This is a genomic window from Kitasatospora sp. NPDC004799, assembly GCF_040609095.1.
In the GTDB taxonomy this organism is placed as follows: Bacteria; Actinomycetota; Actinomycetes; order Streptomycetales; family Streptomycetaceae; genus Kitasatospora.
The window spans coordinates 1-17,884 of the sequence record NZ_JBEXJK010000156.1; the positions used below are offsets into that span (position 1 = coordinate 1).

The window sequence follows — 17,884 nt, forward strand, 5'->3', positions numbered from 1 at the left end:
AGCCCCCGGCACCCCCGGAGCCCCCCGCCCCGAGCGGAGCATCGGGCCGGGGGCCTCCGGGCTGTCGGGCGGGGGTCAGAAGCGGCGGGTGACCAGGGCCCGCTTCACTTCCTGGATCGCCTTGGTGACCTCGATGCCGCGCGGGCAGGCCTCGGAGCAGTTGAAGGTGGTGCGGCAGCGCCACACGCCCTCACGGTCGTTGAGGATCTCCAGGCGCTGCTCGGCGCCCTCGTCGCGCGAGTCGAAGATGAAGCGGTGCGCGTTGACGATGGCGGCCGGGCCGAAGTACTGGCCGTCGTTCCAGAACACCGGGCAGGACGACGTGCACGCGGCGCACAGGATGCACTTGGTGGTGTCGTCGAAGCGCTCGCGGTCCTCGGCGGACTGCAGGCGCTCGCGGGTCGGCTCGTTCCCCTTGGTGATGAGGAACGGCATGACGTCCTTGTACGCCTGGAAGAACGGGTCCATGTCCACGACCAGGTCCTTGAGGACCGTCAGGCCCTTGATGGCCTCGATCGTGATCGGCTTCTCCGGGTTGACGTCCTTGATCAGGGTCTTGCACGCCAGCCGGTTGCGGCCGTTGATCCGCATGGCGTCGGAGCCGCAGATGCCGTGCGCGCAGGAACGGCGGTAGGTGAGGGTGCCGTCCTGCTCCCACTTGATCTTGTTGAGCGCGTCCAGGACGCGCTCCTTCGGGTCCATCGTCAGCTGGTAGTCCACCCACACCGGGTCCGGGTGCTCCTCCGGGTTGAACCGGCGGATCCGGAAGGTGACGGTGATCGGCTGGACGGCACCGGCTTCGACCGCGTCCAGAGCGGCCGAGTGCTTCTCCACGGTCGGAGTGCTCATCAGTACTTACGCTCCATCGGCTGGTAGCGGGTCGTGACGACCGGCTTGTAGTCAAGGCGGATGGAGGTGGTGCCGTCGGCGGCCACCTCCTGGTACGCCATGGTGTGCTGCATGAACTTCACGTCGTCACGGGTCGGGAAGTCCTCGCGGTAGTGGCCGCCGCGGGACTCCTCGCGGGCCAGCGCGGAGACGGCCAGCACCTCGGCCAGGTCGAGCAGGTTGCCCAGCTCGACGGCCTCCAGCAGGTCCGTGTTGTACCGGAAGCCCTTGTCCTGGATGGAGACGTTCTTGTAGCGCTCCTTCAGCGCGGCGATGTCCTCGACCGCCTGCTTCAGGGTGGCGCCGGTGCGGTAGACCATGGCGTTGGTGTCCATGGTCTCCTGCAGCTCCTTGCGGATCTGCCCCACGGACTCGGTGCCGGTGGACTCGCGCAGGCCGTCGACCAGGGCCTGGACCTTCTCCTCCGGGAACTCCGGCAGCGGGACGAAGTCGTTCGCGTTGGCGTAGTCGGCGGCGGCGATGCCCGCGCGACGGCCGAATACGTTGATGTCCAGCAGCGAGTTGGTGCCCAGGCGGTTGGCGCCGTGCACGGACACGCAGGCGACCTCGCCGGCCGCGTACAGGCCCGGGACGACGTCCGTGTTGTTGCGCAGGACCTCACCCTCGACGTTGGTCGGGATGCCGCCCATGGCGTAGTGCGCGGTGGGCTGGATCGGGATCGGGTCCGTGTAGGGCTCGATGCCGAGGTAGGTGCGCGCGAACTCGGTGATGTCCGGCAGCTTGGCGTCCAGCTGCTCCGGCGGCAGGTGGGTGAGGTCCAGGTAGACGTGGTCGCCGTCCGGACCGCAGCCGCGGCCCTCGCGGATCTCGGTGTAGATCGCGCGGGAGCAGACGTCACGGGACGCGAGGTCCTTCATGACGGGGGCGTAGCGCTCCATGAAGCGCTCGCCGTCCTTGTTGCGCAGGATGCCGCCCTCGCCGCGGGCGCCCTCGGTGAGCAGGATGCCCATGCGCCAGATGCCCGTCGGGTGGAACTGGAAGAACTCCATGTCCTCCAGCGGCAGGCCGCGGCGGTAGACCAGGGCCTGGCCGTCACCGGTGAGGGTGTGGGCGTTGGAGGAGACCTTGAAGAACTTGCCGGTGCCGCCGGAGGCGAACACGACCGACTTGGCCTGGAAGACGTGGATCTCGCCGGTGGCCAGCTCGTAGGCGACGACGCCGGCCGTCTTGCCCTCGTTGATCAGCAGGTCGAGGACGTAGAACTCGTTGAAGAACTCGACGCCGTGCTTGACGCAGTTCTGGAACAGCGTCTGGAGGATCATGTGGCCGGTGCGGTCGGCCGCGTAGCACGAGCGGCGGACCGGGGCCTCGCCGTGGTTGCGGGAGTGGCCGCCGAAGCGGCGCTGGTCGATCCGGCCCTGCTCGGTGCGGGAGAAGGGCAGACCCATCTTCTCCAGGTCGAGGACGGCGTCGATGGCCTCCTTGCACATGATCTCGGCGGCGTCCTGGTCGACCAGGTAGTCACCACCCTTGACCGTGTCGAAGGTGTGCCACTCCCAGTTGTCCTCTTCGACGTTGGCCAGGGCGGCGCACATGCCGCCCTGGGCCGCGCCGGTGTGGGACCGGGTCGGGTAGAGCTTGGTCAGGACGGCGGTGCGGCTGCGCTGCGTCGACTCGATGGCCGCGCGCATGCCGGCGCCGCCGGCGCCGACGATGACGGTGTCGTACTGGTGAATCTGCATGGGGGGTTAACTCGCCTCTGGCCTCTGCCGATGGTCGATGGTGCTCGCGGCTCAGATGTTGGGGTCGAAGGTGAAGATCACCAGGGTGCCCAGCAGCACGGTGAAGACCGTGGCGGTACCCATGAGCCCCTTGAGCCAGAGCCGGGTCGAGTCCTTCTCGGCGTAGTCGTTGATGACCTGACGCATGCCGTTGGCGCCGTGCAGCATGGCGAGCCAGAGCATCAGGAGGTCCCAGCCCTGCCAGAACGGCGAGGCCCAGCGGCCGGCCACGAAGGCGAAGCCGATCTTGGAGACGCCGCCGTCGAGCACCAGCATGATCAGCAGGTGGCCGAGGATCAGCACGACCAGGACGATGCCGGACAGGCGCATGAAGAGCCAGGCCAGCATCTCGAAGTTGGTGCGGGTGCGACGCGGGGTCTTCTTGGTCCGCTTGCGCGGGGGCTCGATGACGAACGCGTCGGCCGGGTTGCCGGTGCCCAGTCCCTTGCCGGTGTGCGCCTGCTTCGAGGGGACGACGATGGCGTCGGAGATTTCCGTGGACATGTCTCGGCTCACTTCCCGAACCAGGAGATCAGCGTGTGCTGGAGGATCCCGTAGAAGGAACCGGCCATCAGGACGACCCAGACGCCGACGACGGTCCAGAGCATCTGCTTCTGGTACTTCGGGCCCTTGGACCAGAAGTCCACCGCGACGACGCGCAGGCCGTTGAGGGCGTGGAACAGGATGGCGGCGACCAGGCCGTACTCCATCAGGTTCACGAGCGGAGTCTTGTACGTCTGGATGACGGTGTCGTAGGACTCCGGCGACACTCGCACGAGGGCGGTGTCCAGGACGTGGGCGAACAGGAAGAAGAAGATGAGGACGCCGGTGACTCGATGAGCCACCCAGCTCCACATGCCTTCCCGGCCGCGGTACAGCGTTCCAGCCGGCACGGAAAAACCCTCCGGAAGCGATTGGGGGCTCGGCCGGCTTCGGTGTCGGTCAGCCCGGCCGGGTACGGTCCACCGGCCGCCAGCATCCTATCGACGCCTTCTCGCGAACCGCCTCCGGGGGCCCCAGGTGTGATCAATCAGGCACTTCTGGCCTAGTGGAGCGGGAACCAAACCGGGTGTCACCACGATGGGTGACGGCATGCTCGCGCCCCGCACCGGGGGGCGCGGGGCGCGGTGGCCGGGGTTCGGCGGTGCTCCGGACGCGGTGGCGGACCGGATGCGGGGGTGGTTCGGGTTCGGCGATGCTCCTGTTTCACCCGTCCGGGCGGATTCCCGGGTGGGGCCACCCGGACGGGTGAAACAGGGGGTGTGACATCCGTTCAGCGCGCCGCGGCCTCCGTGTGGGTGGCGACCAGGTGCTCCAGGCGGGTGAGGGCGATCCGGCGGAGCTCGTCGGCCGCGATCAGCCGCTCCTCGTCCGGGTCGTTGGCGAGCCGGGTGCGGATGGAGGAGAGCACGGTGTCGAGCATCTCCTCCGGGGCGACCCGCTCCAGGCAGACCACGAACACGTGCCCGAACCGGGCCTCGTACGCGGCGTGCGCCGCCCGCAGCGCGGTGTGCGCGGCCTGGCTGCCCGGAGCCCGCATGCCGAGCAGTGGCTGCGGCATCCAGCTCTCGTCCGCCAGCGCCTCGGCGAGGTCGGTCGGGCGGAGGTCGTAGGAGGCCTCGCTGGCGGCGGCCAGCAGGGACTCGATGTCGGGGTAGGGCCGGTGCGCGGTGAGGCGCAGGGCCCAGCGACGGCTGCCGCAGCAGGCCAGCAGGGCCTCCTCGGCGGCGCCGGCGTCGGCTTCGTTGAAGCGGTGCAACCCGAGGAGGGTCGGCTCTGTTCTGACGTCGAGCCGCTGTGACGGGATGTCGCTGGCCAGCGGGTCCTCCTCGTGAGGGCGGGAAGGTGCCGGTGAAGTGGGGTGGTGAACAGGTGGAAGAGGGGCTGCCGAGGGGCGCGCGGGCGCCGGTCGGGCTGCGCCTCAAAGGTAGTTGAGCCGTCATCAGTTGGGGAGGCCGCGCGCCGAATTCATCCGGACGAGCTATCAAGTTGTGACGTTGACACCTGGGCGTCAGCTGCAGCGGGTTCCCGCGGCCGGCATCGTGCCCTCGGTCAGGTAGGCCGCCATGGCCTGGTCGACGCAGGTGTTGCCCTTGCCGAAGGCACCGTGCCCCTCGCCGACCCGGGTGAGCAGGGTGGCGTTGGCGAAGCCCTTGGCCAGCGCCTCGGCCGAGGCGTACGGGGTGGCCGGGTCGCCGGTGGTGCCGACCACCAGGATCGGCGCGCTGCCCTCGGCCCGGACGGTGTGCGGCTTCTCCGGCGTCTTGAACGGCCAGTCGGCGCAGCCGGGCTCGGTGTAGTCGTCCACCGTGACGCCCCTGGACAGCAGCGGCGCCTCGGCGAGCAGCCGGTCCACGGCGGCCCTGGCGTGCTCCGGGGTGGGCGCGGGGCGGACGGCGTCGGCGCAGCCGATCGCGGCGTTGGCCTCGTCCACCGGGCTGTAGTGGCCGTTCTCGTCCCGGCCGTTGTAGTCGTCGGCGAAGGCCAGCAGGTAGTCGCCCTTGCCGCGGACCATGGCCCAGCCGAGGGAGGCGCGCAGGTACTCCCAGGAGGTCTTCTCGTCGCCGTAGAGCAGCGAGACGGTGCCGGTCCAGGCCTGGTCGCGGCCGAGCTTGCGGCCGTCCTTGGCGGTCAGCGGGTGGTCGTACAGGCCGTCGAGGAAGTCGGCGGCCTTCTTCGCGGCCTTGGTCTTGTCCTTGCCGAGCGGGCAGGTGTCGGCGTGGTTCTCCACGCAGTCGGCGGCGAAGCGCTCGAAGGACTTCTCGAAGCCGATCTGCTGGTCGACCCCGTGGTCCAGCCGGTCCTGGCCGGGGTCGACCGCGCCGTCCAGGATCAGCCGGCCGGTGTTCTTCGGGAACTCCTCGGCGTAGAGCGCGCCGAGGTACGTCCCGTAGGAGATCCCGAGGTAGTTGAGCTGCTTGTCGCCGACCGCGGCGCGCAGCACGTCCAGGTCGCGGGCGGTGTTGCGGGTGCCGACGAAGGGCAGCAGCTTGCCGGACCTGGCCTGGCAGGCGGCGGCGTGCTCGGTGGACTGCTTGACGCGCTCGGCCTTGCGGGCGGCCGGGTCGAGCGGGGCGTCGGTCTGGTTGAGGGCGTCGTGCTGCTTGTCGTCGTAGCAGACGACCGGGGAGCTGTCGCCGGTGCCGCGGGGGTCGAAGCCGATCACGTCGAAGCGGTCGTGCAGGGGGCCGGCGAACTGCTCGGCGCCGAACTTGACCATCCCGACGCCGGACTCGCCGGGGCCGCCGGGGTTGACCATCAGCGAGCCGATCCGCCGGCCCGGCTCGGCCGCCGGGTACTTGATCAGCGCGATGTCGAGCGCGTCGGCGGCGGGGGCGGCGTAGTCCAGCGGGACGTGCAGCCTGCCGCACCGCATGCCGGATATGTCGATCTTGGCCTTCTGGGCCTGCGGGTCGGCCGGGCAGTCCGCCCAGGCGATCTGCTGGCCGTAGAAGGGCTTGAGCGCCGGGTCGGCCTCGCCGGTGGGCCTGGGCGTCGGGGTCGGGGCTGCGGCGGGGGCCGCGGCGGCGGGTGCGGCGGTGCCGGCGGCCTGGTCCTGGGCCGGCTCGGCGGCGTCGTCGCAGGCGGAGGCGAGGAGCAGGGTGCCTGCCGCCAGGGCGGTCAGCAGGACCCGTGGGCGGGCGGCCCGGAAGGTTCTCATCGCACGTGTGTACCACTGGGGTGCGACGTGTTGATCATGGCCCCCGTCCGGGGCCGCCCGCCGGGCCCGGCTCAGCCGCGGTGGACCTTGTGGTTGGCGGCCTGCGCCCGGGGGCGGACCACCAGCAGGTCGATGTTCACGTGCGAGGGCCGGGTGACCGCCCAGGCCACGGTGTCCGCGATGTCCTCCGAGGTGAGCGGCTCGGCCACGCCCGCGTAGACCGCGGCGGCCTTCTCCTCGTCGCCGCGGAAGCGGGTGACCGCGAAGCCCTCGGACTTCACCATGCCGGGCGCGATCTCGATCACCCGGATCGGCTCCCCGCACAGCTCCAGCCGCAGCGTGGCGGCGATGGTGTGCGCGGCGTGCTTGGCGGCGACGTACCCGCCGCCGCCCTCGTACGCGGCCAGCGCGGCGGTCGAGGAGAGCACCAGCACCGTGCCGTCGCCGGTGGCCCGCAGGGCCGGCAGCAGGGCCTGCGTCACGTGCAGCACGCCGAGCACGTTCACCTCGTACATGGCCCGCCAGTCGGCCGGGTCGCCGTGCTCGACGGTCTCGGCGCCGATCGCGCCGCCGGCGTTGTTCACCAGGACGTCCACCCGGCCCACCTCGGCCGCGAAGGCGTCCACGGCGGCCCGGTCGGTGACGTCCAGGGTGTGGGCGCGGCCGCCGATCTCCTTGGCCAGCGCCTCGATCCGCTCGGTGCGGCGGGCGGTCAGCACCACGTCGAAGCCCTCGGCGGCCAGCCGGCGGGCGGTCGCCGCGCCGATTCCGCTGCTGGCACCGGTGACCACGGCCACCTTCTGCTCGGTCATTGCCACTCCCTGGGGCTGGTCGGTCGTTCACCCGATCATCTCAACCGCGTCGCCGCCGCGGCGGGCCGGTCAGGCCCTACATTGCGAGACACCGCGAGGACCCCTCTCCCGGTTCCGCTCTCCCAGTTCCGCAGGAGGCACCCCATGGCAGCCGAGCCGCGCCGCGCCGAGTCGGGCTTCGGGATCGAGCCGCTGTACGGCCCCGAGTCGCTGGCCGGCTGGGACGCCGGCACCCGCCTGGGCCGGCCGGGGGAGTACCCGTACACCCGGGGCGTCTATCCGACGATGTACACCGGCCGCCCCTGGACGATGCGCCAGTACGCGGGCTTCGGCACCGCCGCCGAGTCCAACGCCCGCTACCGGCAGCTGATCGCCGGCGGCGGCACCGGCCTCTCGGTCGCCTTCGACCTGCCCACCCAGATGGGCTACGACTCGGACGCGCCGCTCGCCGCCGGGGAGGTCGGCAGGGTGGGCGTGGCGGTGGACGACGTCGAGGACATGGCGGTGCTGTTCGACGGCATCCCGCTCGGCGAGGTGTCCACCTCGATGACCATCAACGCGCCCGCCGCCCTGCTCCTGCTCCTCTACCAACTGGTCGGCGAGGCCCAGGGGGTGGCGCCCGCGGCGCTCACCGGCACGGTTCAGAACGACGTGCTGAAGGAGTACATCGCCCGCGGCACCTACATCTTCCCGCCGCAGCCCTCGCTGCGGCTGGTCGCCGACATGTTCCGGTACTGCCGGGCCGAGATCCCGCGCTGGAACACCATCTCCATCTCCGGCTACCACATGGCCGAGGCCGGGGCCGATCCCGCGCAGGAGATCGCCTTCACCCTGGCCAACGGCATCGCCTACGTCCGGACCGCGCTCGCCGCCGGGATGGCCGTGGACGACTTCGCGCCCCGGCTCTCGTTCTTCTTCGTGGCCCGCACGACACTGCTGGAGGAAGTGGCCAAGTTCCGTGCCGCCCGCAGGATTTGGGCCAGAATCATGCGGGACGGATTCGGCGCCCGGGACCCGCGCTCGCAGATGCTGCGCTTCCACACCCAGACCGCCGGAGTGCAGCTCACCGCCCAGCAGCCCGAGGTCAACCTGGCCCGGGTCACCGTCCAGGCGCTCGCCGCGGTGCTCGGCGGCACCCAGTCGCTGCACACCAACGGCTTCGACGAGGCGATCGCGCTGCCCACCGAGAAGGCGGCCCGGCTCGCCCTGCGCACCCAGCAGGTGCTCGCGTACGAGACCGACGTGACCGCCACCGTGGACCCGTTCGCGGGCTCCTACGCCGTCGAGTCGCTCACCGACGAGGTGGAGGCCGCCGCGCGGGCGCTGATGGACCGGATCGAGGAGCAGGGCGGAGCGGTGGCCGCGATCGAACGGGGCTTCCAGAAGGGCGAGATCGAGCGCACCGCCTACCGGCTCCAGCAGGAGACCGACGCCGGGGAGCGGACCGTGGTCGGCGTCAACCGCTTCCGGTCGGACACGGAGGAGCCGTACCAGCCGCTGCGGGTGGACCCGGCGATCGAGCGGCGGCAGGCGCGGCGGCTGGCCCGGCTGCGGGCCGAGCGCTCGGCCGGCGCCGTCACCCGGACCCTGGACGCGCTGCGCCGCACCGCCGAGGGGACGGGGAACGTGCTGTACCCGATGAAGGAGGCGCTGGCCGCCCGGGCCACCGTCGGCGAGGTCTGCGACGCGCTGCGCGGGGTGTGGGGGACGTACACCCCGGTGGAGCGCTTCTGACGTCCCGCTGAACGGCCGTCAACCCGCCGGTGTCGTCGGGGGAGTGGCGGCCGTGACCGCCGACCGGGGTGATCGTTGCACAGGGCACGCAACCCGGGGAAGGCGGCTGAAACAAGATGTCATACCCACGAGTCCGGCCGGTATGCACCCATCCGGAGACTAATTTTCCGGAAGTCGGGCCAAATCCCCCCAACAGGCCTACGATTGGCGAGATGAACCGTCCTGAGCCCGCTCAGTCGGGCACCACTCTCGCCGTCGCACGCCCCGCCGCCGATCTGCGCGACCGGGTACGGGCGCTGGAGCCCGAGCTGATCGCCTTCCGTCGTGATCTGCACCGGCACCCGGAGCTGGGCCGCCAGGAGTTCCGAACCACCGGGCTGCTGCGCGACCGGCTGGTGGCCGCCGGCCTCGAACCCCGGGTGCTGCCCGGCGGCACCGGGATGCTCGTCGACATCGTCCCGCCCGGCACCGCCCCGGGGACGGAGTTCCTGGCCTTCCGCGCCGACATCGACGCGCTGCCGATCGACGACGCCAAGACCGATGTGCCGTACCGCTCCTCCGTTCCCGGCCGGGCCCACGCCTGCGGCCACGACGTGCACACCTCGGTGCTGCTCGGCACCGGCCTGGTGCTGGCCGAGGCCGCCCGGACCGGCGAACTGCGCCGCCCCGTCCGGCTGGTGTTCCAGCCCGCCGAGGAGGTCATGCCGGGCGGCGCGCTGGACGTCATCAAGGCCGGCGGGATGACGGGCGTCGGGCGGATCTACGCGGTGCACTGCGACCCGAAGGTGGAGGTCGGCCGGATCGCCCTGCGGGTCGGGGCGATCACCTCGGCCTGCGACCGGCTGGTGCTCCACCTGGACGGCCCCGGCGGGCACACCGCCCGTCCGCACCTGACCACCGACCTGGTCACCGCCGTCGCCCGGATGGCCGCCGAGCTCCCGGGCGCGCTGGCCCGCCGGATGGACCCGCGCTGGGGCGTCAGCCTGGTCTGGGGGCGGATCGCCTCCGGCTCCGCGCCCAACGTCATCCCGCAGCACGCCGAACTGGAGGGCACCGTCCGCTGCCTGGAGCTGGACGGCTGGCGCGAGGCGCCGGACCTGCTGCACGAGCTGATCGCCAAGCTGGCCGAGACCTACCGGGCCAAGTGGACGCTGGACTACCACCGCGGGGTGCCGCCGGTGGTCAACGAGGCGGTCTCGGTCACCCGCCTGGACGAGACCATGCACGCCCGTTTCGGCCGGGACGGCGCCGTGGTGGTGGAGGGCACCGAGCAGAGCCTGGGCGGTGAGGACTTCTCCTGGTACCTGGAGCACGCCCCGGGCGCCCTGGCCCGGCTGGGCGTGCGCGCCCCCGGCGACGCCACCGTCCGCGACCTGCACCAGGGCCGGTTCGACGTGGACGAACGGGCGATCGGCGTCGGTGTGGAGCTGTTCTCGGCGCTGGCCCTGGAGGCGGACGGCAGCTGACGGCGCGGCGGCAGCCGGCGGCGGAGCCGGGGCGGTGCGGCCGACACGGGGCGGAGCGGTCGGAGCCGGGGGTTCCGGAACCGTTCCGTAAACTGGGCCGGACCGACCCCGGATCACCGTCCGCGCACGGGATAGAGCCTCGGGACGAGCATCAGACCACGGTTTGATAACAACCCGAATGCTCCGGCACCCCGTAACACAACCGTGTTCTACGCGCGTTACGGTGGCGTCCGACCACGCCAAACGGTTGCGTGTAGAAGGAGATATCCCCTTGCGCCGTTCAATGAAGCTCGCCGCGGTTGTGCTCTCGGGTTCCCTGGGCATGGCCTCGCTCGCCGCTTGCGGCGCAAAGAGCACCGACACCTCCTCCTCCGGCTCGGGCGACGGCTCGATCAAGGTCGGCATGGCCTACGACATCGGCGGCCGTGGCGACCAGTCGTTCAACGACTCCGCCGCGCGCGGTCTCGACCGGGCCAAGTCCGAGCTGGGCGTCTCCGTGACCGAGGCCGAGGCCAAGCAGGGCGAGGCCGAGGCCGACAAGGAGACCCGCCTCAAGAACCTGATCGACGCGGGTTACAAGACGATCATCGCGGTCGGCTTCGTCTACCAGCCGGCGGTCAACAAGGTCGCCAAGGACAACCCGGGCGTCAAGTTCGCGATCATCGACTCGAACGACAAGGACCAGCCGGCCAACGTCACCTCGCTGCTCTTCGCCGAGCAGGAGGGCTCGTACCTGGCCGGTGTCGCCGCGGCGGCCAAGTCGAAGAGCCACCACATCGGCTTCATCGGCGGTGTGCAGTCCGAGCTGATCAAGAAGTTCGAGGCCGGCTACGTGGCGGGCGCCAAGTTCGCCGACCCGAACATCGTGATCGAGAAGACCTACCTGACCACGCCGCCGGACTTCACCGGCTTCTCCTCGCCCGACAAGGGCAAGGAGGCCGCGCAGGGCCAGCTCGACAAGGGCGCGGACGTCATCTACACCGCTGCCGGCTCCTCCGGCAACGGCGCCATCGAGGCCGTCGCCAACAAGGCGGGCGCCATGGCCATCGGTGTCGACTCCGACCAGGCCAACCAGCCGGCCCTGGCGAAGTACAAGGGCAGCATCATGACCTCGATGGTCAAGAACGTCGACACCGCGGTGTACTCGTACATCGAGTCGATCAAGCAGGGCCAGAGCCCGACCGGCGTCAAGCTGTTCGACCTGAAGGCCAAGGGCGTCTCGCTCGCCACCACCGGCGGCAAGATCGACGACATCCAGGACAAGCTGAAGGCCGCCACGGACTCGATCACGTCCGGCGCCACCACCATCCCGACCGCGCCGGCCGCTCAGTAAGGACCGCGCGTCCCGGACGCCGCAGCGCCTGCCGCCTGCCCGGCAGCGCGATGTCACCACACAGTTCACGGGAGGGGCCCGGCAGGGTGCGCTCAACGCGTACCCCCGGGCCCCGTTCCGTCTCCCCACGTTCCCCCTTGGCCCTCCCAGCGCAACGACGCGCCTCCAGACCACCAGGAGATCGCCATCACCGCATCCGACCCCGTCCCCCTGCGCGAGGACGGCACCCCCAGCGCGGGGACGGCGACACCGGCCGTCGAACTGCGCGGCATCACCAAGCGCTTCCCGGGTGTCGTGGCCAACCACGACATCAACCTCACCGTCCGCACCGGCACCGTGCACGCCCTGATGGGTGAGAACGGCGCCGGCAAGTCGACGCTGATGAAGATCCTCTACGGCATGCAGAAGCCGGACGAGGGCACCATCGCGATCAACGGCGAGCTGTGCGAGTTCAACACCCCCGGCGACGCCATCTCCCGCGGCGTCGGCATGGTGCACCAGCACTTCATGCTCGCCGACAACCTCACGGTGTGGGAGAACGTCGTCCTCGGCGGCGAGAAGCTCCACGGCATCGGCGCCAAGGCCAAGGCGAAGATCAAGGAGATCTCCGACCAGTACGGCCTGGGCGTGCGCCCGGACGCCCTGGTCGAGGACCTCGGCGTCGCCGACCGCCAGCGCGTCGAGATCCTCAAGGTGCTGTACCGCGGCGCCAAGATCCTGATCCTGGACGAGCCCACGGCCGTGCTGGTCCCGCAGGAGGTCGACGCGCTGTTCGACAACCTGCGCGAGCTCAAGTCCGAGGGCGTCACCGTCATCTTCATCTCGCACAAGCTGCACGAGGTGCTCGCGGTGGCCGACGCGATCAGCGTCATCCGGCGCGGCACCACGGTCGGCGACGCCGACCCGAAGGCCGTCACGGCCCGTCAGCTCGCCGAGCTGATGGTCGGCGCCGAACTGCCCTCCCCGGAGAGCCGCGAGTCGACCGTCACCGACACCGTGATGCTCGACGTCGACGGCCTGCGGATCGCCAAGACCGACGCCGAGGGCATCGAGCGCGTCGTCCTGGACGACATCTCGCTGCGCATCCACAAGGGCGAGATCCTCGGCATCGCCGGTGTCGAGGGCAACGGCCAGGCCGAGCTGGTCGAGGCCATCATGGGCATGCTGCCGCTGAACGCCGGCACCGTCACCCTGGACGGCAAGGACCTCTCCGGCGCCCAGACCCGGGCCCGCCGCGAGGCCGGCATCGGCTACATCCCCGAGGACCGCCACAAGCACGGCCTGCTGCTGGAGGCCCCGCTCTGGGAGAACCGCATCCTCGGCCACGTCACCGAGGAGCCCAACTCCAAGGGCCTGCTGCTCGACCCGTCCGCCGCCCGTACGGACACCTGGCGGATCGTCGAGGAGTACGACGTCCGCACCCCCGGCATCGAGGTCACCGCGGCCTCGCTCTCCGGCGGCAACCAGCAGAAGCTGATCATCGGCCGCGAGATGAGCCACCAGCCCAAGCTGCTGATCGCGGCCCACCCCACCCGCGGTGTGGACGTCGGCGCGCAGGCGCAGATCTGGGAGCACATCCGGGTCGCCCAGCGGGCCGGCCTGGCCGTGCTGCTGATCTCGGCCGACCTGGACGAGCTGATCGGCCTCTCCGACACCATCCGGGTCATCTACCGCGGCCGCCTGGTCGCCGACGCCGACCCGGCCACCGTCACCGCCGAGGACCTCGGCACCGCGATGACCGGTGCCGCCAGCGGCCACCTGGAGTCCGAGCCGGAGGCCGTCGCCGAGGCGCAGGCCGCCGCGGCCGAGGGCACCGAGGCCGAGGCCGAGCACCCCCACACCGACGCCGCCGACGACCCGCAGGCGGGGGAGTAACCACATGACCAGTCCCAACCCCGCCGCCGCGAAGCCCGGCCTGGCGCAGCGGTTCAGCGGCGAGCGGATCGTGCTGGCACTGGCGGCGCCGGTGCTCGCGGTCGTGCTCTCCGTGGCGATCTGCTCCGTCCTGCTCGCGACCTCGGGCAAGAACCCGTTCGACGCCTGGAACGTGATGATCACGTACGCCAGCAAGTCGGACGGCCAGGTGGGCATCCTCAACCGGTCCACCACCTACTACCTGGCCGCCGCGGCCGCCGCGTTCGGGTTCCGGATGAACCTGTTCAACATCGGCGTCGAGGGCCAGTACAAGGTCGCGGCGCTGTTCGCGGCCTTCGTCGGCGCCCAGCTGGACCTGCCGGCCTTCCTCCAGATCCCGCTGCTGCTGATCACCGCCATGCTGGTCGGCGGTCTGTACGCGAGCGTCGCCGGTCTGCTGAAGGTCTACCGCGGCGTCAGCGAGGTCATCTCGACCATCATGCTGAACTCGATCGCCACCGCGATCATCGGTCTGCTGCTCGTCCCCGGCATCTTCGCGCCGAAGACCAGCGGCACCACCAACTCGATCCAGACCGAGCCGATCTCGGAGTCCAGCCACTTCTTCGCGCTGGAGACCGCCGGCGGCACGCTCTGGGGCTTCATCTTCGTCGCGGCCCTGGTCGGCGTGGTCTTCCAGTTCGTGCTGACCCGCACCCGCTTCGGCTTCGACCTGCGCGCCACCGGCCGCTCGGAGTCCGCCGCGACCGCCTCCGGCGTGAACGTCAAGCGCATGGTGGTCATCTCGATGGCCGTCTCCGGCGCGATCGCCGGTCTGATCGGCCTGCCCGAACTGCTGCAGAACTCGCACTACTTCGGCCAGAGCTTCCAGCCCGGCCTGGGCTTCCTGGGCATCTCGATCGCCCTGCTCGGCCGGAACAGCCCGATCGGCATCGCCTTCGCGGCGCTGCTGTTCGCCTTCCTGGACGTCACCGGCTCGGTGCTGCCGCTCCAGGGCGGCTTCCCCTTCGAGATCGTCGACGTCATGAAGGGCACCATCGTCATCTGCGTCGTCGTCGCGTACGAGCTGGTGCGCCGCTACGGCCTGAAGCGCCAGCAGCAGAAGGTCGGCGCCCAGCTCGCCGCCCAGGCCGCCGCGGCCAACGACAAGAAGGAGGTGTCCGCATGAGTACCGCAACCGCTGCTCGTCCGAAGGCGCCGGGCGCACCCGCGAAGAAGCGCAAGCTGTCCTGGCCGGTGGTGCTCCTGCTGATCGCGGGTGCCCTGGTCCTGTTCGCCGCCGTGGGCATGGCCACCGGCAACCACTCGCTGACCTCCTCCGGGCAGGTCACCGCCGCGCTCGGCGCCGCCGTGCCGATCGGCATGGCCGGTCTGGGCGGTCTCTGGTCCGAGCGGGCCGGCGTGGTCAACATCGGTCTCGAAGGCATGATGGTCGCCGGCACGTTCTGCGGCGCCTGGGCGGGCTACCTGGTCAACCCGTGGGTCGGCCTGCTGGCCGGCATGCTGGGCGGGGCGCTCGGCGGCCTGCTGCACGCGGTCGTCACCGTCACCTTCGGCGTCGACCACATCGTCTCCGGCGTCGGCATCAACCTGCTGATCCCCGGCATCTGCGCGTACGTCAACCGGATCTACTACAAGGACTACGTCTCGGCCGGTGCCGGCCAGAACCAGTCCCCGCCGGCGGACCCGCTGCCGTACATCACGATCCCGGGCCTGTCCTCCGGGCTGAAGAGCATCGAGAACCACCACTGGTTCTTCGTCTCGGACGTCGCGGGCGTGCTCGGCGGCCTGGTCACCAACATCTCGGTGGTCGTGCTACTGGCCGGCGCGCTGATCGTGGCCAGCTACTTCGCGCTCTGGCGCACGGTGTTCGGCCTGCGGCTGCGCTCCTGCGGTGAGAACCCCACCGCCGCCGAGTCGCTGGGCGTCAACGTCTACAAGTACAAGTACCTCGCGGTCGTCGCCTCCGGTGCCTTCGCCGGCCTCGGCGGTGCGTACCTCTCGCTGGTCGCGGCGCACTTCTACAAGGACGGCCAGACCCTCGGCCGCGGCTTCATCGGCCTCGCCGCGATGATCTTCGGCAACTGGATGCCCGGCGGGCTCGCCGTCGGCGCCGGCCTGTTCGGCTTCACCGACAGCCTCCAGCTGCGCGACCCGGAGTCGGTGCACGTGCTGATCCTGATCGTCGGCATCGCGATGGTCCTGCTCGCGCTCTGGCACCTGTACCGCCGCAAGTACACCTCGTCGGCGGTCACCTTCGTGGTGGCCGGCGGCCTGATCGCCTGGTACGCGCTCACCGACGAGGTGCAGCGCCCGCTGATCGTCGCCACGCCGTACCTGATCACCCTGGTGGTGCTCTCGCTCGCCTCGCAACGGCTGCGGATGCCGAAGGCGGACGGGCAGATCTACCGCAAGGGCCAGGGCAAGTGACCGCCCCGGTGCCGCCGGCGCCGTCCGCGGTCGACTGGGAGCTGCTGCGCTCGGCGGCGCGCGAGGCCATGGGCCGCGCGTACGCGCCGTACAGCAGGTTCCCGGTCGGCGCGGCCGCGCTGGTGGACGACGGGCGGGTGGTCACCGGCTGCAACGTCGAGAACGCCTCGTACGGGCTGGGGCTGTGCGCCGAGTGCGGGCTGGTGTCCGCGCTGCACTCCTCCGGCGGCGGCCGGCTGGTCGCCTTCACCTGCGTGGACGGCGCCGGCGAACTGCTGATGCCGTGCGGGCGCTGCCGCCAGCTGCTGTACGAGCACGGCGGGCCGGAGCTGCTGGTCGAACTGGCCTCGGGCGTGAAGCCGATGAGCGAGGTCCTGCCCGACGCGTTCGGGCCGGAGCGGCTCTAGCATCCCTTTCTGTTACGCGCGTAGAGTGTCGCGAGTGGGCCGGAACCCGGTCATCTCGCGACACTCTTCGCTTTTGAAACCCCTCTTGGAGCACGCATGGACGCCATCTCCGTCATCAGGACCAAGCGCGATCGCGGAGAGCTGAGCGACGCTCAGATCGACTGGGTCATCGACGCGTACACCCGTGGCGAGGTCGCCGACGAGCAGATGTCCGCCCTGGCGATGGCGATCCTGCTGAACGGGATGCAGCCGCGCGAGATCAGCCGCTGGACCGACGCCATGATCCGCTCCGGCGTCCGGATGGACTTCTCCTCGCTGCCGCTGCCCACCAGCGACAAGCACTCCACCGGCGGCGTCGGCGACAAGATCACCCTGCCGCTCGCCCCGCTGGTCGCCGCGTGCGGCGCCGCCGTCCCGCAGCTGTCCGGCCGCGGCCTCGGCCACACCGGCGGCACCCTGGACAAGCTGGAGTCCATCACCGGCTGGCGCGCCCTGCTCTCCAACGAGGAGATGATGGACGTGCTGCGCGACGCGGGCGCGGTCATCTGCGCGGCGGGCGACGGCCTCGCGCCGGCCGACAAGAAGCTGTACGCGCTGCGCGACGTCACCGGCACCGTCGAGGCCATCCCGCTGATCGCCTCCTCGATCATGTCGAAGAAGATCGCCGAGGGCACCGGCGCGCTGGTCCTGGACGTCAAGGTCGGCTCCGGCGCGTTCATGAAGAACATCGACGACGCCCGCGAACTCGCCCGCACCATGGTCGGCCTGGGAACCACCGCCGGGGTCAACACCGTCGCCCTGCTCACCGACATGTCCACCCCGCTCGGCCTCACCGCGGGCAACGCGCTGGAGGTCCGGGAGTCCGTCGAGGTGCTGGCGGGCGGCGGCCCGGCCGACGTCGTGGAGCTGACCCTCGCGCTCGCCCGCGAGATGCTCGCCGCGGCCGGCGTGCACGGCAAGGACCCGGCGGACGCGCTGCGCGACGGCTCCGCGATGGACCACTGGCGCCGCATGATCGCCGCCCAGGGCGGCGACGTCGACGCCCCGCTCCCGGTCGCCCGCGAGCAGCACGTCATCCCGGCGCCCGCCTCCGGCGTGCTCACCGCGCTGGACGCCTACGCCGTCGGCGTCTGCGCCTGGCGCCTGGGCGCCGGCCGCGCCCGCAAGGAGGACCCGGTCCAGGCCGGCGCCGGCGTCGAGATGCACGCCAAGCCCGGCGACACCGTGGTGGCCGGCCAGCCCCTGCTGACCCTGCACACCGACACCCCGGAGCGCTTCGACTACGCCGTCGAGGCCCTGGCCGGCGGCATCGAGGTCGCCCCGGCGGGTACGGCGTTCACCCCGAACCCGATCGTGCTGGACCGCATCGCCTGAGGACGGAACCGATCGAGCCGCCCACCGGTGCCTACCGGTGGGCGGCTCGACGCATCAGGTCGGCCAGGGCCTAGTACTGCAACGGTGCTTAGCGTGATGAGGCTTCGGTTTTCGGGCTGTGGCCTCGTCGTTTGTAGTGGCTGTTCCGGGCTTGGTGCTGGCGTC

General features: G+C 70.9%; 15 protein-coding genes. 8 read left to right on the forward strand and 7 right to left on the reverse strand.

Going from position 1 to position 17,884, the window contains the following annotated elements; translation table 11 throughout:
* Nucleotides 1-75: 75 nt before the first annotated feature.
* The 7 genes from ABZW03_RS20500 to ABZW03_RS20530 all read right to left on the reverse strand — a co-directional run bounded on the left by ABZW03_RS20500 (nt 76) and on the right by ABZW03_RS20530 (nt 7,103).
* Nucleotides 76-849: a succinate dehydrogenase iron-sulfur subunit gene (locus tag ABZW03_RS20500; protein ID WP_224277932.1), complete on the reverse strand. Its 774-nt coding sequence runs from the start codon at nt 847-849 to the stop codon at nt 76-78.
* Nucleotides 849-2,591 (reverse strand): succinate dehydrogenase flavoprotein subunit, encoded by a 1,743-nt coding sequence (gene sdhA / locus ABZW03_RS20505; protein WP_355259964.1) that lies wholly within the window; start codon nt 2,589-2,591, stop codon nt 849-851. The genes ABZW03_RS20500 and sdhA overlap by 1 nt, the downstream gene beginning before the upstream one ends.
* A gap of 51 nt (nt 2,592-2,642) precedes the next feature.
* Nucleotides 2,643-3,134 (reverse strand): succinate dehydrogenase, hydrophobic membrane anchor protein, encoded by a 492-nt coding sequence (sdhD, locus tag ABZW03_RS20510; RefSeq protein ID WP_316523753.1) that lies wholly within the window; start codon nt 3,132-3,134, stop codon nt 2,643-2,645.
* An 8-nt stretch (nt 3,135-3,142) separates the two neighbouring features.
* On the reverse strand, nt 3,143-3,523 hold the full coding sequence (gene sdhC, locus ABZW03_RS20515; RefSeq protein WP_033332398.1) for a succinate dehydrogenase, cytochrome b556 subunit: 381 nt from the start codon (nt 3,521-3,523) through the stop codon (nt 3,143-3,145).
* Between the two features lie 380 nt (nt 3,524-3,903).
* Nucleotides 3,904-4,389, reverse strand: coding sequence for a 2-oxo-4-hydroxy-4-carboxy-5-ureidoimidazoline decarboxylase (locus ABZW03_RS20520; RefSeq protein WP_355259968.1), 486 nt, complete (start codon nt 4,387-4,389; stop codon nt 3,904-3,906).
* Between the two features lie 252 nt (nt 4,390-4,641).
* On the reverse strand, nt 4,642-6,291 hold the full coding sequence (locus ABZW03_RS20525; protein WP_355259970.1) for an alpha/beta hydrolase: 1,650 nt from the start codon (nt 6,289-6,291) through the stop codon (nt 4,642-4,644).
* A 71-nt stretch (nt 6,292-6,362) separates the two neighbouring features.
* Nucleotides 6,363-7,103, reverse strand: coding sequence for an SDR family oxidoreductase (locus tag ABZW03_RS20530; RefSeq protein WP_355259973.1), 741 nt, complete (start codon nt 7,101-7,103; stop codon nt 6,363-6,365).
* Nucleotides 7,104-7,247: 144 nt separating this feature from the next.
* Between ABZW03_RS20530 and ABZW03_RS20535 the strand changes: the two genes are divergently transcribed.
* From ABZW03_RS20535 to ABZW03_RS20570, 8 genes are all read left to right on the forward strand, one after another.
* Complete coding sequence (locus tag ABZW03_RS20535) at nt 7,248-8,837, forward strand: methylmalonyl-CoA mutase family protein (protein ID WP_355259976.1); 1,590 nt, start codon at nt 7,248-7,250, stop codon at nt 8,835-8,837.
* A 212-nt stretch (nt 8,838-9,049) separates the two neighbouring features.
* On the forward strand, nt 9,050-10,303 hold the full coding sequence (locus ABZW03_RS20540) for an amidohydrolase (protein ID WP_355259979.1): 1,254 nt from the start codon (nt 9,050-9,052) through the stop codon (nt 10,301-10,303).
* Between the two features lie 271 nt (nt 10,304-10,574).
* Nucleotides 10,575-11,636 carry a BMP family ABC transporter substrate-binding protein gene (locus tag ABZW03_RS20545; protein WP_355259983.1) on the forward strand — a complete coding sequence of 354 codons (1,062 nt, stop codon included), beginning with the start codon at nt 10,575-10,577 and terminating at the stop codon, nt 11,634-11,636.
* A gap of 210 nt (nt 11,637-11,846) precedes the next feature.
* Nucleotides 11,847-13,511 carry an ABC transporter ATP-binding protein gene (locus ABZW03_RS20550; protein ID WP_355259998.1) on the forward strand — a complete coding sequence of 555 codons (1,665 nt, stop codon included), beginning with the start codon at nt 11,847-11,849 and terminating at the stop codon, nt 13,509-13,511.
* 4 nt (nt 13,512-13,515) lie between these two features.
* Nucleotides 13,516-14,676: an ABC transporter permease gene (locus ABZW03_RS20555; RefSeq protein ID WP_355259986.1), complete on the forward strand. Its 1,161-nt coding sequence runs from the start codon at nt 13,516-13,518 to the stop codon at nt 14,674-14,676.
* The gene (locus tag ABZW03_RS20560; RefSeq protein ID WP_355259989.1) at nt 14,673-15,938 is read left to right on the forward strand and encodes an ABC transporter permease; all 1,266 of its coding nucleotides are present in this window, start codon (nt 14,673-14,675) and stop codon (nt 15,936-15,938) included. Before ABZW03_RS20555 ends, ABZW03_RS20560 begins: the two co-directional genes overlap by 4 nt.
* The gene (locus tag ABZW03_RS20565) at nt 15,935-16,345 is read left to right on the forward strand and encodes a cytidine deaminase (protein ID WP_355259992.1); all 411 of its coding nucleotides are present in this window, start codon (nt 15,935-15,937) and stop codon (nt 16,343-16,345) included. Before ABZW03_RS20560 ends, ABZW03_RS20565 begins: the two co-directional genes overlap by 4 nt.
* Before the next feature lie 96 nt (nt 16,346-16,441).
* Entirely contained in the window at nt 16,442-17,719 is a 1,278-nt protein-coding gene (locus tag ABZW03_RS20570; RefSeq protein WP_355259995.1) for a thymidine phosphorylase, read from the forward strand.
* Nucleotides 17,720-17,884: the final 165 nt, after the last annotated feature.